This window comes from Streptomyces sp. HM190 (genome assembly GCF_009857135.1).
GTDB lineage: Bacteria > Actinomycetota > Actinomycetes > Streptomycetales > Streptomycetaceae > Streptomyces > Streptomyces heilongjiangensis.
In genome coordinates, this window is sequence record NZ_CP047318.1 from 4,869,598 (window position 1) to 4,884,703 (window position 15,106).

At 67.0% G+C, this 15,106-nt stretch carries 14 protein-coding genes; 4 read left to right on the plus strand and 10 right to left on the minus strand.

The window, feature by feature from the left end; genetic code table 11:
- Positions 1 to 19: 19 nt before the first annotated feature.
- From GSY65_RS20765 to GSY65_RS20810, 10 genes are all read right to left on the minus strand, one after another.
- Positions 20 to 208 carry an FDLD family class I lanthipeptide gene (locus GSY65_RS20765; RefSeq protein WP_159770999.1) on the minus strand — a complete coding sequence of 63 codons (189 nt, stop codon included), beginning with the start codon at positions 206 to 208 and terminating at the stop codon, positions 20 to 22.
- A gap of 132 nt (positions 209 to 340) precedes the next feature.
- Positions 341 to 580, minus strand: coding sequence for a response regulator transcription factor (locus GSY65_RS20770; protein WP_093781613.1), 240 nt, complete (start codon positions 578 to 580; stop codon positions 341 to 343).
- A gap of 68 nt (positions 581 to 648) precedes the next feature.
- Positions 649 to 2,340: an ABC transporter ATP-binding protein gene (locus GSY65_RS20775; protein ID WP_236579933.1), complete on the minus strand. Its 1,692-nt coding sequence runs from the start codon at positions 2,338 to 2,340 to the stop codon at positions 649 to 651.
- A 128-nt stretch (positions 2,341 to 2,468) separates the two neighbouring features.
- Positions 2,469 to 2,909, minus strand: a complete 441-nt coding sequence (locus tag GSY65_RS20780) for a lasso peptide biosynthesis B2 protein (protein WP_236579934.1) — start codon at positions 2,907 to 2,909, stop codon at positions 2,469 to 2,471.
- A complete protein-coding gene (locus GSY65_RS20785) occupies positions 2,906 to 3,157 on the minus strand; it encodes a lasso peptide biosynthesis PqqD family chaperone (RefSeq protein WP_159771005.1) in 252 nt (83 codons plus the stop codon). The genes GSY65_RS20780 and GSY65_RS20785 overlap by 4 nt, the downstream gene beginning before the upstream one ends.
- Before the next feature lie 14 nt (positions 3,158 to 3,171).
- Positions 3,172 to 4,968: an asparagine synthase-related protein gene (locus GSY65_RS20790; protein ID WP_159771008.1), complete on the minus strand. Its 1,797-nt coding sequence runs from the start codon at positions 4,966 to 4,968 to the stop codon at positions 3,172 to 3,174.
- Positions 4,969 to 4,972: 4 nt separating this feature from the next.
- Positions 4,973 to 5,092, minus strand: a complete 120-nt coding sequence (locus GSY65_RS20795) for a keywimysin-related RiPP (RefSeq protein WP_009303044.1) — start codon at positions 5,090 to 5,092, stop codon at positions 4,973 to 4,975.
- Positions 5,093 to 5,403: 311 nt separating this feature from the next.
- The gene (locus GSY65_RS20800; protein ID WP_159771011.1) at positions 5,404 to 5,850 is read right to left on the minus strand and encodes a GntR family transcriptional regulator; all 447 of its coding nucleotides are present in this window, start codon (positions 5,848 to 5,850) and stop codon (positions 5,404 to 5,406) included.
- Between the two features lie 601 nt (positions 5,851 to 6,451).
- Positions 6,452 to 7,326, minus strand: a protein-coding gene (locus GSY65_RS20805; protein ID WP_443043178.1) for an IS5 family transposase whose coding sequence is annotated in 2 segments (ribosomal slippage) — positions 6,452 to 6,934 and positions 6,937 to 7,326 — 873 coding nt in all. Because the reading frame shifts where the segments join, the coding sequence is not laid out codon by codon here.
- A 209-nt stretch (positions 7,327 to 7,535) separates the two neighbouring features.
- The gene (locus tag GSY65_RS20810) at positions 7,536 to 8,720 is read right to left on the minus strand and encodes an IS701 family transposase (protein WP_159768082.1); all 1,185 of its coding nucleotides are present in this window, start codon (positions 8,718 to 8,720) and stop codon (positions 7,536 to 7,538) included.
- A gap of 59 nt (positions 8,721 to 8,779) precedes the next feature.
- On the opposite strand from GSY65_RS20810, the gene GSY65_RS33915 reads away from it, so the two are divergent.
- From GSY65_RS33915 to GSY65_RS34540, 4 genes are all read left to right on the plus strand, one after another.
- Positions 8,780 to 10,036, plus strand: coding sequence for a gamma-glutamyltransferase (locus GSY65_RS33915; protein ID WP_236579937.1), 1,257 nt, complete (start codon positions 8,780 to 8,782; stop codon positions 10,034 to 10,036).
- A 1,361-nt stretch (positions 10,037 to 11,397) separates the two neighbouring features.
- On the plus strand, positions 11,398 to 11,868 hold the full coding sequence (locus GSY65_RS34530) for a hypothetical protein (protein ID WP_328707505.1): 471 nt from the start codon (positions 11,398 to 11,400) through the stop codon (positions 11,866 to 11,868).
- A gap of 18 nt (positions 11,869 to 11,886) precedes the next feature.
- Positions 11,887 to 13,491 carry a hypothetical protein gene (locus tag GSY65_RS34535; protein WP_328707506.1) on the plus strand — a complete coding sequence of 535 codons (1,605 nt, stop codon included), beginning with the start codon at positions 11,887 to 11,889 and terminating at the stop codon, positions 13,489 to 13,491.
- A 25-nt stretch (positions 13,492 to 13,516) separates the two neighbouring features.
- Entirely contained in the window at positions 13,517 to 15,085 is a 1,569-nt protein-coding gene (locus GSY65_RS34540) for a LamG domain-containing protein (RefSeq protein WP_328707507.1), read from the plus strand.
- The last annotated feature ends 21 nt before the right edge of the window (positions 15,086 to 15,106 follow it).

A 15,106-nucleotide genomic window follows, 5' to 3' on the forward strand; every position in this document is an offset into this window, starting at 1 on the left:
TCAGGCGTTCAGCCCGAGATCACTTACCGGGCGAGCAGAAGACCGTGCACACCGAGGTGCAGGCGCAGGTGCTGGTGACCTGGCAGACACTCTTGGTGCAGACCGTCCTGGTCGCGATCTGCGAGATGGACGGCGGGGGCGCCTGCTCGCCGGCGGGGCCGGCGGAGGGAGCGGAGATCCGGGCGTCGAGGTCGAATGCGTCCGACATTTCATTTCCTTTCGTGATTCCTTTCCCGGCCGTGAGGCCAGCCGGGAGCGCCGGTGTTTTCCCGGCGTGCAAAGAATCATGTCGAATCGTGTCAGGGAGTTTCTATTGGCCGTGACGACAATATTTCCGGAGTCAGCTTCTGGATTTATCCAGCTCGCCCGGGCGGGCGTCGGATCGTCTTTCCGTCAAGAATGTGTACGACGCCAGGCAGGCGGTCAGGCGGGAATCGAGTTCCAGCTTCTCCATGACGGCGGCCACATGGGCACGTACGGTCCGCTCGCTCACGTGGAGGCGCTGCGCCATCGCCTCGTTGGACAGTCCTTCGGCGAGTAGAAGAAAGGTCTCCTGCTCGCGGGGGGTGAGTCGGCCCACTCGGTCCAGGGCCGGTCTCCAGTGCGGCTCCGCGCATGCGGAGCCGGAAGGGGGTGCGCCGGTGCCACTCACGGTGCTGCCATGCTCCTGTCCGCGTCAGGGTGTTTGAGATGGTCGGTGGTCAGCCGTCGGTAGAACGGGTCTTCGGTGAGCAATTGTTCGTGCGTGCCCATGGCGTTGACCCGGCCGTCGTCCAGGACGACGATCCGGTCGGCCGCGCGTACCGTCGACATTCGATGGGCCACCACCAGAAGAGCGTGTTTCCGGGATATTTTCCGTAACATCTCGGTGATTTCCCGTTCGTTGATGAGGTCGAGTTGCGATGTGGGTTCGTCCAGCAGCAGGAGGTGCGGTCGGCCCAGCAATGCGCGAGCAATGGCGACTCGTTGGCGTTCTCCGCCGGAGAGATTGAAACCGCGGTCACCGACTTCTGTCCGCAGCCCGTCCGGAAGGCGTTCGACGAGTTCTTCGAGGTTGACCATTCGCAGCGTTTCGCGAAGGCTTTCCTCGTCCGCCGCCGGAGTCGCGTACACCAGGTTGTCGCGCAGGGTTCCGTGCAGCAGGGGCGCGTGTTGCTCTACGAGACCGATCCGGGCACGGTGTGCGCGCGGGTCGACATCGCGGATGTCCGTGCCGTCGAAGGCGATGTGTCCGCCGTCGGGCTCGTAGAACTTCTCCACGAGCGACACGATGGTGGTCTTCCCGGCACCGGAGCGTCCCACGAGCGCGACGATGCCGGTCCGCGGCACCGTGAAGGAGACGTCGCGCAGCACGGGCCGTTCACCGTACGAGAAGGTGACGTTCCGCAGATCGAGCAGCGTCGATGAGGAAGCCGCGGGTGGCGTCGCCGGCGCCTGCGTGACCTCTTCCACGGGCAGTCCCAGGACATCCTCGATCCGGCCGAGCGATCCCAGGCCGCGCTGGATGAGGCTGAGCGCGTTGAAGAGTCCCGCGAGCGGCATGACGAGGTAGGTGGCGAACAGGAGAAACGCCACGAGCTCGCTGACGGTCATTGATCCGTTCGACACACGGACCGCGCCGATCAACAGGACGAGGAGGAACGAACCGTTGACCGCGATCTCCATGGCCGGTCCCACGACGGAGCCCAGCCGCGCGGAGCGCAGTCCCGCGGTGTAGGCGGTGTCGACGTCCGCTCCGATGCGTTCGGCCTCCCGGCGCTCGGCACGGGCGGCCCGGACCGTCCTGATGCCGCCGAGCGCGCGTTCGAGGTCGGCGGTCATCGCTCCGACGCCGGCGAGGGCCTGCTCGGTGCTGCTGCGGATGCCGGCCATCACACCGGCGACGAGGACGGCGGCGACCACAAGTGTTGCGGCGACCATGAGGAACATCACCGGGTCGATCCAGAGCATCAGCCCTGCGGCACCGATGCCGGTGACGCCTACGGTGACGAGTTGGACGAAGCTGCCGGCCACCATGTCGCGCAGCACGGTGGTGTCGGTCCCGACCCGTGACAGCAGATCGCCGGTCCGCCGGCCGTCGAGTTCCTGGATCCGGACGAACATCAGTCGCTCGACGAGCCGGCGCCGCAGCCGCCGGACCACGCTTTCGCCGGTCACGTCCAGCAGGTACTGACCGCCGGCCTCCAGCGCCGCCTGGGCGAGGAAGAGAGCGGTCAGGGCCAAGACGAGCGAAGCGACGGCTTCGTGGGCCGAGACCCGGTCGATCAGACGCATGGTCAGCAGCGGCTGGAACAGGCCGACCACCGTACCCGTGACCGTCAGCACGAGCGCCGCGACCACGGTACGGCCGCTGCCCCGCAGCAGGCGCAGCAGATCGCCGATGCGTGGGCCGTCGGTCTCCTGGGCCGACCCCGCCTGGTCCTGGACCGCCCCGGTGCCCCCGGCAGCGGTCGCCTTGACGTCGCCGCTCATGAGCGACCCCTCTTCCCTGCCCCGGCGCTCACACCGATCAGCACCTGGAAGTAGCCCTGGGGCAGCTCCTCGCCCACCAGTCGGCCATCCGCCTCGACCCAGGCGTGGGCGCCGAACGGCGGCGCGCTGCGGACGCCGACGCACCAGGTGGGCCACTCTCCCCTGGCCCGGCACAGCAGGGCCGTGGCGACGGAACGAGGCAGACAGCCCTCCCGTCCGGCGCACACCGCGCTGACGGTGGTGACCGCTCGGCGGGCGCGAAGGGCTCTGTCGTGACCGGCCGGGCGGGCTCCGCGCGCCACGCGGCGGAGCAGCCGGCCCAGGCGGGCCGGCGGGAGAAGCAGGAGCGGCCGCGCCACGGCGACAGCGACACGGGCCTGGGCGCGTTGCCCGAACGACGTTCCCGTATGCGTCTCCGGCACCGGGTGGAAGCTCATGCCCTCACCAGCCGGGCCTCGCGCAGGGCGGACAGCAGCGCGGCTACGTCGGTCGTCGCGCGGTCCTCGTCAACCTCGAACTCGGCGCACAGTGTGCCGATGATCTCCTCGGTCGGACTGCCTTCGAGTAGGGCCGCCAGGATCAGACCGCCGGTCGGGTTGAGTTCCCAGTACTCGCCCGTACCGCCGTTCAGCAGGACCTTGCCGTAGTCCGTGTCGACCAAGGACACGTCCTCGCGCAATTGCATGGAGATGTTCCCCTTCAGATGGTGCGAAGCCAGATCTCGCAGGCGAGCGTGGCGTCGAGGCCGCCGTGCCGCAGTTCGGGCGACGAGGGCCGGAGGGTGATGTCCACGAGGCGTTCGGCATCGACGAGGCCAGCCTTGGCGAGGTGCGACTCCCGCCACAGTTCGGCCAACCGCACCCGGTTCTCCCGCAGGCCGTTGGCCGCGTCGACCGATGCCTCGCCCTTGGTGGTACGCCGCAGCAGGGCGTCGGGTACATGACCGCGCATCGCTGTCTTCAGCAGCGGCTTGAACTCCCAAGGGGTGGTGCGCTCCTCGGAACGTACGGACCAGCACGCCGTGATGACCCGGTCGTCCAGGAACGGGCTGGCCAACGGCAGTCCGCTGTGCTCTGCCACCTGGTGCAGAACGCGGGTGGCGCGCGTCCCGTGGTGAAGCGTCTGGAGTTCGTTGTGCAGTGCGTGGGTGGCGCCACGAGGCTCGGCCGTCGCCGCGGCCTCCCGTAGCTTCCTGCGTACGGAGTCGGCGGCGTCGGGTGTGACCCACGTCGGCAACCGCGGCGGTATGTCCCAGGCGAAGACGTCTGGACTGTGCGGAGCCGGCCGGGGGGCGGTGATCCGGTCGGCGGTGTCCGCCAGCCACTGGCCGTACGGCCGCCGGTCGGTGAGCACCGACACCGTCTCCCGCAACGACCAGCGGTTCTGGGCACGGTAACCCCGGATGCTGCGCAGCGCCTTGAGCGGACGGGTGGTCAGCAGATCCCGGTGATGGGCGGGGTGCCCCCACAGGACGTGGTCGCCGCCCATGCCGGTGAAGTGCAGCCGCGAGCCACGGGCGAGGAGTCCGTCGTGGCCGACCAGTTGGCGGGGCTGGTCGATGATCGTGGGCAGCGGTTCGTCGACGGGACCGGTGACGTCGAGCAGACCGCTGTAGAACAGCGGGATCTCGTCGATGCCCAACAGGATGTGTTCCAGGCCGTCGATCTCGGACGCCGCCAGCCGGGCCCAGTGCACGTCGTCGTCACCGATGTCCCGGCTGGGCATGGTGAGCGCGGGCAGCGGCTCCGCGCTCGCTCGGGCGGCTAGGGCGCAGATGGTGGTGGAGTCCAGGCCGCCGGACAGGTCGCAGCTGACTGTTTCGGCCGCGGCCACCCGGAAACGTACGGCGTCGTCGAGTGCCTCGCGCAGCGCCTCGGCACCCTCGACGAGCGGGACATGGTTGTGTGGGGGTTCCCACCAGCGGACCGTCCCGGTCCTGCCCCGGCCGAACCGGAGGAGGTCGCCGGGAACGACGGCGTGCACACCGCGCCACAGCGGCACGTCACCCAGCGGATGGGGTACGAAGTCCAGGAGACGAAGGGCGAGCATGTCCTCGTCCAGTGGTGCGTCGAGCAACCGCGCCAGAGTGTCGGCGCGGTTGGCGGACACGGTGACCGCGGCGCCGACGGTGGCGTGGAACAGGCGGCGCAGCCCGCCGGCCGTGCCGCGGGCGTGGATCTCGCCGTGTGCCTCCACGACGGCGTGGAAGTCGCCGGGCAGGCGCGCGGTCAGGCGGTCGAGTGCGTCGATGTCCCTCACGTCGGCGATGTGGGCTTCGAGTTCGCGTTGACCGACGGGCGTGTGCCCGATCAGCGCCACGAACAGGCCGTGTCCGTTGCGGGCTTGGACGGAGGTGAGCCAGTCGCCCAAGATAAACGGGTTTCCGGAGGGGTGGGCGATGGTTCGAGCGGCACGTGTCACCATGCGGGAGGCCACGGCGAGGGCGGCCTCACAGTCCGGGAACAGCGTGAACCATCCCTCGCCGTGGTCTGTCATCGGACTACAGGCCCAGAGGCAGACGGACCTTGGGCTCGTGCGGCCCGCGCTTCAGGAATCCGGTGTCCTTGCGGAAGTCGCCGGCCTTGGACAGCGCCGGAACCTCGTAGACCTTCCTGGCCATATTCCTTGTCCTTTCTCTCACGGGAATTTCTGACGGGGCGGCACTCGATTTCGGGAAATCGGGTGCCGCTCACAGAGAAAATCTTGGTCCCACTCCGAGAACCGATCAAGAAGCAGTCCGGGCCCACCACTTTGGGTGGCCACGCCCGGTCCGCCGTTCGGCGTCCACCGACATGGCTGCCACCAGCGCGAAGACGTGCCGTCCACTCGTGGGGCGGGTAGACCCGGCGCAGTGGATCGACCTGGCTTTCTTAGGTTCTTCTTCACTCTCCGTATGAGCTTCATTGGCACCACGCCGATCCAGCAGTGGTGTCACAGAGTCCGCCGGGCCTGCGGCGAGTGGAGTGGACCGCACTGCGTCCGCCCGTGGCGCGCCACCACGCGAGGCATTCGCTCGATGGCGGAGATGATCGCGGTGCGTGAAATGCCGGATACATCCGCCAGGTTGACGACCTGCTGGAGTTGTGCGGAGATGTCGTCCATGTTCATCGGATGTGAGGAATGGAGGACGACGGGGCCGCGGCCACGGCCGAAATCGATGATTCCCTCGCTCCGCAGCATCCGCAGTGCCCGCAGAACGGTGTTCTTGTTGGCCCCGTATTTCTTGCCGAGTTGGTCCGCCGGGGGAAGTTGTTCTCCCCGGGCATACAGGCCGGACGCTATGTCTGCTCTGAGTCTCACCTTGATCTGGACATAGAGCGGTGTCGTGGTCTCACCGCTCTGTCGGCGGACATTCGCGACACCAGACACAGGTAACATCCTGCTGTTCCCCCCATAGTTCGGATGTGCTCAAAAAACGCGCCAAGTCGTTGACTTGCCGGCGCGGTGATGACCGAGGCAGCCCCGTGGTCCCGGCCTCCGCGTGGTCGGCGCGGGACCGAAATCTGCCTGGTCGGTATTGCGGTCCTCGATGGGCCGGTGGGCTGTGCAAGCCGGGAGTCGTGACAACGCTGTCGTGGGGGCCCTGTCCGGATGAGTTTCGTGCCGTCCGGAACGGTGCGCGCGGGGCGAACGTGATCAGGGCTAGGTTTGAGCTCGTGTGTTCAGTCACCGGCAAACGCGTCGGCGTCCGGTGCGGCGATCAAGTCGCCAGGGCGGTACGGCATCTCATCGACACCAGGACCGGTAAACGGAGCCGGGAGACGGTCTACGTCATCACCGACCTGACCAGCGGCTCGGTATCCCCCGAACGGATCGCGAAGAACCTGAGGGCGCACTGGGTGATCGAAAACCCGCTCCACTTGTTCCGGGACACCGCCGCCCGTGAGGACGTCTCCAAGGTCCGTGCTGGTCACGGCCCGGAGAGTACTGGCTCCTGCGTAACCTCGTTATTCACTAGGGCGTGTATCGAATGTGCTGGTCACAGCCATTCATTGATGGCCGCTACGAGGACGGTCGCCTCGTAGCGGACCGCGAGCTTGTCGTACCTCGTGGCCACGGCCCGGTGCCTTTTGAGGCGGTTGATGCCGCACTCGACCGCGTGCCGAGCCTTGTAGTCCTGCGGGTCGAACTTCGGCGGTCGGCCGCCGCGCGAGCCGCGTTTCTTGCGGTTGCGGGCCTGGTCGGCCTTGTCCGGGATGGTGCAGCGGATCCTGCGCTGCCGCAGGTAAGCGCGGTTCTTCCGGGAGGCGTACGCCTTGTCGGCGCGCACACGATCGGGCCGGGTGCGCGGCCTGCCTGGGCCAAGACGCGGGACGCGGATCTTGTTCAGGACAGGCTCGAACTGCGGGGAGTCGCCCCGCTGGCCGGCCGTGATCACGATGGACATGGGCTTCTGGCCTTGTTCGACGGCCAGGTGCAGCTTGGTGGTCAGGCCACCGCGCGAGCGGCCGAGGCCGTGGTCGTCGGGCTCGACGCCGACGCCGCCGGGCGGCTCCTTCTGCAGCTCCCCTTTTTCCTTGCCCCGGCGGCGTGCTGGTGGGCCCGACACACCGTGGAGTCGACGTTGATGTCCCAGGTGATCAGCTCTTTCGCGTCGGCCCGGGCCTGGAGCGCGGTGAAGATCCGATGCCAGGTGCCGTCCCGCTGCCACCGCCGGAACAAGTCGTACGCCCGGCCCCACGGCCCGTACTCGGCGGGCAGGTCCCGCCACGGAACGCCAGTACGGACCCGGAACCGTATGCCGTCGATCAGCTGCCGCCTGGCCCACGTCGGCGGCCGTCCGGGCTTCTTGCCCTTCGGCAACAGCGGTTCCAGCACCGCCCATTGCGCGTCCGTCAGATCTCCACGTGCCACGAAGCAAGATCATCTCACGTTCAAGATCCACTTTCGACACACACCCTAGTACTGCAACGGTGCTTGTGCTGATTGCTGACCAGTTCAGGGACTGTGTCCGCGTCGCTTGTAGTGACTGATGCGGGCCTGGTGCTGGCGTCGTCGTCTCCAGGTCGACCAGTGCAGGATGTGATCGACCGGGGTGGGCCGGCGGTTGGTGAGTCGGGTGATCAGGCGTCTGATCTCGGCGAGGCTGAGGTGGATGAGCTGGGAGGATCCGTTTCTGCTTTCTCCGCGTCCAGCTGGCGGGCCCGCAGGACGGTCAGGCAGGCGTGGGCGGCCATGGCCAGGGTCATGTGGCGGTGCCAGCCGGGATAGCGGCGGACCTGGTAGTCGTCCAGGCCGCATTCCTGCTTCGCGGCCTGGAAGCATTCCTCGACCGCCCAGCGGCTGCCCGCGATGCGGATCAGCTGATCCAGGGTGGTGCCGGCGGGGCAGTAGGCGATGTAGTAGGAGATCTCCTCGGGCCTGCTCACGCTGCGGCGGGCCAGCACCCAGTGCCGGCGGTCGGCGCGGTGCCAGGGCCGCACCTCGACGCGGGCCCAGTCGTAGATCCGCCGGCCGTGGGCCCCTTCACCGCAGGAACGGCGTTTCCACTTCTGCCTCGGCAGGCCGGGAAACAGGTCGTGGACGGGGTGGTCGAGTGCCCATCGGGTGACGACGGTGTCGTGCCGGGTGGTGGCCATGACGTGGAAGACGTCCGCCTGCTCGAGTTCGTAGCGCCAGCCCTTGCTGAAGCCGTAGGCGGCGTCCGCTGTCACCCAGCCGAACGGGATCTTCTCGGCGATCGCGCGGCGGACCATCGCCTTGGCCATGGCCACCTTCGTGGCGAAGCCGACCGTGTCGTCGATGCCCGCCCGACGGCAGCGGTCCCGGTCGTCCGTCCAGGAGGTGGGCAGATACAACCTGCGGTCGATCAGGGTGCGTCCGCGGCTCGTGGCGTAGGCGAGGAACACGCCGATCTGGCTGTTCTCGGTGCGTCCGGCGGTGCCGGAGTACTGCCGCTGGACGCCGGCCGAGCGGATGCCCTTCTTCAGGAACCCGGTGTCATCGACGATCAGGACGGCATCCGGGTCTCCGAGGTGTTCCACGATGTAGTCGCGCACGTCCTCCAGGACCTCGTCGGCGTCCCACTCGATCCGGTTCAGCAGCCGCTGAATGCGGTCGGGACCCGCATGCCCGGCCTCTTCCGCAAGCGTCCAGCCGTTCTTCCGCTCCAGCGGCGCGATCAGCCCTCGCATGTACGCCAAAGCGGATTGCCGTGGCTCCTCCCGGTTGAACCGGTGCACGAACCGCTCATGCAGAGTGCTCAGTTCACCCGCCCACAGCCTGACATCAGCAAGGTCCCCACCCATGACCACACCAACGAACAAGCTGGCCAACAGTCACGGCAAACACCGTTGCAGTACTAGCGGTGAACGAATTCATCGCGCGGGTGGCACCGTTGCAGGCCTACCTGTACATGAAAGACGTGTCGGGTCCGGATTACGCGGCCGGGCGTCGGCTGTTCGTCAGCGCCGTCTATCAGCACGGGACCGAGCGCAGCGCTCACTCGGCGTTCGGCTACCACCTGGGGATGACCATGGCTCAGTGGGCGTGTGTCGGCATGTCTGGTCTGGGAAGTACGCGGCACATCGAGGCCGGCGGCCCCAACGGGAACCAGGGGTTCCTGGACGCGAGTCTCCGGCTGCCGGATCTATGGGGCACGCATCCGAGTCCGCGGCTTCCCTGGCTCGTCGAAGCCAAAGCCGGCCGCCACCTCGGCAAGGGGCGTCTGAAGGACGGCAAGGTGCAGCTGAACGGCGGCAGTGACCTCATGACCGTCCCCCACCGGCAGGTACTGTGCGGCACCTCCTTGCCAGCCCGGAAGAGGTGGGAGGACGACTACCTGTTCATGACGATAGACACCACGTCGATCACACCGCCGCCTCCTGATGGCGGCAGCGTGCTCCCCCCGCTCGGACCGCCGCCGGACGGGGCTGAGGACCACATTGCGGAAGATGTGGAGGCGCTGCTGGCAGTGGCCCGGTCACAGTTGATGGCCTACCAGGCAATCGCCTTCGGAGCGGTGGAAGATCTCCGCCTCATCCCCGTCAGCAAGGCGCGCTCCGCACGGCTGCGGCATCGCACGGGTTCGCTAACTCCCGTGGAGCATGACGAGCCAACCCGGCAGATTCGGTCCCGACTGCGCTCGGAATCCGTGACCGGCGAGGCCGCGCTGCGATCACACGGGGATGCCAGCGACTTTATCGCGGCCCGTCTTCCTGGGACTGGCCTCCATCTGGGCATGTCCCGACGACTCTTCGCCGCGTGCGCCGCCCTGCACCAGGCGCAGTCCGAGATGCCCGTGAATGAGCCCCTGTTCCTGCCCGACCTTGTCAGGCCGCATCACAGCGTCGATGACGAGGAGCGCGAGGAGTACAGCCGGGCCACCCGCCGTGCCTACTACGAGCAGGAGGCAGAGCGCGGCCCCCGCCTGCGCGCAGATGTCCGCCGCGGATTCGCGCAGGCTGAGGCATGGTCCTGGAGCGATCTTCTCTCGGGGCATCAGGTTGAGGTGTCCCTGGAGGACTCGGAGGAGAGCGGGCTCCTGGAGGGAGTGACTGCCGAAACGTACCTCGCGATCGAACACAGCGAGCCGGTGCTGGCCAGTGCCCGCGAGCGTCGGTAGGCGCAAACACCTACTGTGTGGCGGGCGCGCGATCGCGAAGAAAGCCCGTTCGATCCCGGGGGCTTCATGGGACGCGATCGGGATGACGAGTGGAGCCAATCACGGGGTGGCATACGATTGGCTGCGGGATTTGCGCCGTCTGTGAGAAGGCGACAACCCCGGTGCTCCGGCTATTTGCCACCCGAGGTGCCCTTCTCGGTGGCCAGCTGGTGGCCGGACGCCTTCGGACGACGTAATACGAGGTAGCACAGACCAACCAGCCGGACGTGTTGTGATCAGGCAAGACGTCACCCAGAAGCACGACCCGGCACCAGGCAACACGATCACTCACGGTCTCGTAATGCGTAGGTCTCGGGTTCGAATCCCGAAGGCGGCTCCATGGGGAACCCCGGGTCAATCCTTTGACCTGGGGTTTTCTGTTTTCGTTGACCTTGGATATCCGGCGAATCGGGCACTGTTGGTCTGCGCATCGAAATGCGTAGGTCGCCGGTTCACTGGTTGTGTCCGATTTTCGGTGCGCCGCTGTGACCTGCGATTTCATGGTCCTGAGGGCTCCTGTATCGAGTTTCGGAGTGATCGCCGGTGGCCATCCGGTGGCCATTTGTGCAGCGTGCGTGCAGGGGGCGCTCGATCTCGGCCCTGCGGATGCTGTCCCAGGTGCTCCCTCATTTGTGTGGTCTGCACAGTGGAGAGGCGTGCCTTGGAGTCCTCGGTGCCGGTGTGAAGTGGCCCGATCTCAGGTCGCGTTACCTCTCGTGCGGCACCGTTGTGGCCCTGCTCCCCCAATCAGGCACCGTCCCAAGATCTGCACCTGATGGCATTCGACTCAAGGGTGGGTTGACCATCGCCACCCGTAACCATGCGTTACGGCATGTGGGCTGACGCTTGGCCTGTTCTTGCTGTGCCGTGTTGCCTGTCTCTCGTGAGCGTAGTTGAAGGTTAAGGAGCTCATCGAGGCGGTGCGGCCCTGCTGTGGCTGTAGGGGAGTTTGCTCAAGCAGTCGTTGAAGAGTGGCATGTTCTGTGCGTTTGACCTTCGTTCGCGTGCGGAGCGTGAAGATGTGCGGCGTTCAGAGATTTGCCTGAATGGCCGATGATCGCCTGCTGTCGTCCCAGTTCAGAGATGGCCCGACAGTCATACTTGTGATGCGCCTCACATTGACGTCGGGAACTGAGGCCGCGTTAGATCGCGGATCTATGAAGGTTTTGTGACTACGGGGTGGGGTCGTGGGGTTGAGGCGGGGGCATCGCCATGTTCAGATGCGAAGAGGTCGTTCGCGTCGTGTAGTCGGTGGGATCTCGGCAGCGGCGACACTGTTGTCGCTGTTACCTGTCGTGTCGCTGGCGAGCGTTGGTGAGGCAGTGGCCGCCGCTCCGAAGGCCGCGCTGACCGAGCAGTCGGCTTCGGAGCGGGCGGCGTTGACCGGCGAACCGGTCGAAGTACCGTCCGAGCGGACCGAGTACACGACGACTGTGGCGAACCCCGACGGCACGTTCACCCTCACCCAGTCCACGCAACCGCAGCGTGCGCGTGCTGAGGACGGTTCGTGGCAGGACGTCGATGTCACCCTGGAGGAACGTTCCGACGGGACGGTCGGGCCGAAGGCCGCCGTGGTGGACATGGCCTTCTCGGGCGGCGGTGACGGATCAGGACTGCTGAGTCTCGGGCGTGACGGCCAGGAGCTGAGGATGGGCTGGCCCACTTCGCTCCCCGAGCCCACGCTCGACGGTGCCACGGCGACGTACGCGAACGTGCCCGTCGACGGTGTGGACTTGCAGATGACGGCGACCGCCGAGGGCTACCGCGAGGTGCTCGTGGTCAGGTCCGCCTAGGCAGCTGCCAGCTCGGAGTTGGAGCACATCAGTCTCACTGCCACGGGGTCCGGCCTGAGCCTCGTACCCGGCGAGGGCGGTGGACTGCGGGCTGTCGACGCCGACGGCAACGTGGTGTTCCGAGGGCCTGCGGGACAGATGTGGGACTCGGCTGGAGACGACGCGGAGGCCGGGCCGCAGACCCAACTCCTGTCCACGGCCGCTGCGGAGGAATCCGGGGCCGAGGGCGTCGCCGATGATGTGTCGCACCCCGGCGAGGGGGACGCCAAGGCGGAGTTGCCGGTGGCCGTGGGAGACGGCACTGTTTCCGTGAAACCGGACCTGGGGTTACTCCGGGGCCAGGAGACGGTCTACCCGGTCTTCATCGACCCGCCCGTCGGACTGGGCGTGTCCGAGTGGACGAAACTCTCGTCGGACGGCGACAAGTTCTGGAAGTTCACCGAGCCCAAGGGTGTCGGTCGGTGTGGTATAGCCGACGGCTACGCCTGCGGTTCCGGTTACACGGACCGGATGTACTTCGAGTTCGGCCCCGGCAAGCTGGCTGGCAAGCACATCTTGGACGCGACGTTCCGGGCGAAGGAGACCTGGTCGTTCAACTGCACGCCGTACTGGGTGGACTTGGAGCGTACGGACAACATCTCGGAGGGCACCCGCTGGCCGGGCCCGAAGCAGCTGGATCAGATGGGCGACAGGTACGTCTCGGCGGGCCGCGGTGACCTGTGCAGTCCTGAGCAGCCGAACGCATGGGTCGAGTTCAACGACAACCCTGCTGAGGCGGACGAGAATCTCGCCTCCACCGTGCGTGCGTTCGCGGCGGGCAAGTTCCCCCGGCTGACGCTAATGCTGCGGGCCAAGGACGAGACCGAGCCGCGTGCGTGGAAGCGGTTCGACAACAACGCGGAACTCAAAGTCTGGTACGTGCACAAGCCGGGTGTGCCGACCACTGTGGGCGCGATCCCGGGTACGGGGAACAAGTCCGGGCCATGCCGCCCCTTGTCGGACCCGCTGACCGTGACGGTGACGACGCCGACCGTCCACGCAAGGGTGCAGACCCTGGTGCAGCCGGGTGCGGACGAGACGACGCCCGCCCTGCAGGCGGAGTTCGTCATGCAGCGTTCCAGCACTGACACGTCCAAGGGCACCTGGTCGCAGGTGTGGAGTGGGTACAGACCGGCTGAGGGGTGGGCCACGGACGGTGACCTGCTGTCGATCACGACGACCAACCGGGCGGACGGAGGCCTCCATCGGTTCCGTGCTCGCACCCAGTCCCATTGGAGCTATGACGGTCGGTCCGGAGACCTGTTCTCGCCGTACTCCTCCTGGTGCTACCTGAGGATCGACTCGACCGCACCCAAGGTGCCGACCATCGTGTCCGGACAGCCGTACACCGAGTGCACGGTCGATGACTGTGCTCCCCATGGTGCTCCCGGAGTGGCGGGTACGTTCACTTTCCAGCCGAACGCCGCCGACAACGATGTGAAGGCCTACCGCTGGCGGTTCCTCTCCACGGGCGCGGGCGCCACCAAGCAGGTCAATGCCGCCACGACCAACGCGCCGGTGACACGAAAGGACATCACTCCCGGTCTGTCAAGGCACACAGACCCTGTCGGTGGAAGCCAGTGATCTCAAGCTGGACAAGGATGGGCGTGTGCGCTGGGGACCGCCGGCGGAGTTCGTCCTCAAGGTGGGACTGCCGGCAGGCCCCACGGGCCGCTGGCGCTTCGACGACGGTAGGCCGGGCTCCGGTGTGACGGATGCCCAGGACACCGGCGAGGTCGGAACACGTCACAAGGCTGTGCTGCGTGACACGGCCGGGACCGGTTGGTCGACGATGGCACGCCGTGGCGCCGGTGACTACTCGCTCTGGCTCAACGACAGCACGGACCCGGCCAAGCAGAGCGGCTACGCGTCGACCGACGGACCGGCCGTCAACACCCAGGACTCCTTCACCGTGTCGGCGTGGACGTACCTCACGGACGCCTCCGCGAACAGGACGGTACTGTCCGCGCCAGGCGACCGGGGATCGGCGTTCACGCTCTACTACTCGTCCACGTACAAGAAGTGGGTGTTCAACCGGACCGACCAGGACAAGGACGGCCCGGTCTACATCCGCTCGGTGGCCGATGAGGCCAGTCCTCCGTTGCGGGTCTGGACCCACCTGGCCGCGGTCTTCGACGCGAAGAAGGACGCCGACAAGACCAACGACACGATCCAGCTGTACGTCAACGGAAAGCCGCAGGGCGATCCGGTCGTGCTGTCCGACGCCGCATCGACGTACACGCCCTGGGCGGCGGACCGGAACCTGATGTTCGGGGTCTCGAAGGTCGGCGGTGCGTACGGCGAGTACTTCCGGGGTCGGGTGGACGAGGTCGCGGTGTGGCAGGAGGCGCAGCAGCCTGAGCAGATCCGCGAGGAGTACCAGCTGAAGATGGACGATGTGCCGACCAATGAGCTGGTCGCGCACTGGGACGCCACCATCTCGTCCGGTACGAAGGTCGCGGAGAGTTCGGAAGACCCGGACGACCCGGCCAGCACATCGTTCCCATACCAACGGGGTGGTCTGACACTGGCCGGTGGCGCCGGAGTGACCGGCGAGGACGCCACGGCGCTCGTGCTCGACGGTACTTCGGGTTACGCCTCGCGGTCGGGCCTGGTGGTCGACGAGACCGGATCGTTCACGGTGTCCGCCCGCGTACGACTCAACAGGGCTCTGCTGCAGTCGAAGCCGGACGGCTATCGAGGACTGGTCGCGGCACAGGCGACCCCGGCGGGCAAGGAGTCCTCCTGGGCCCTGTGGGTGGAGAAGGTGGCGGACGGCGTCTACCAGTGGAAGTTCGGCCGCACAGCGGTCGACTCCACCGGAAAGATGGTCGACAGCGCTCTCGCCGTGGCCCAGGAACCGGTCGGCGATCACGAGTTCGGCACGTGGGTCGATGTCACCGGAGTCTTCGATGCGGTGCAGCCTTTCAGCGCCGGTGACGGGTTGGAGCGTTTCGGGGTGACCAAGCTGTATGTCGGTCAATTCCCCCAGCAGAGCGAGGAAGACGACGGCCTGGAAGCAGCTCAGCAGGGTTCGGGCGCGCTCTCGGTCGGTCGGGGTTCGCTGCTCGGTACCACCGGCCACTACCTGCCGGGTGACTTGGCGAAGTTCCGTGTGTGGTCAGGGGCCATGCCGAAGGAACGGGTACAGAGCCAGATCGCCGAGCCGTCCACGTAGATCGCACGGCCTGCCCCAGCG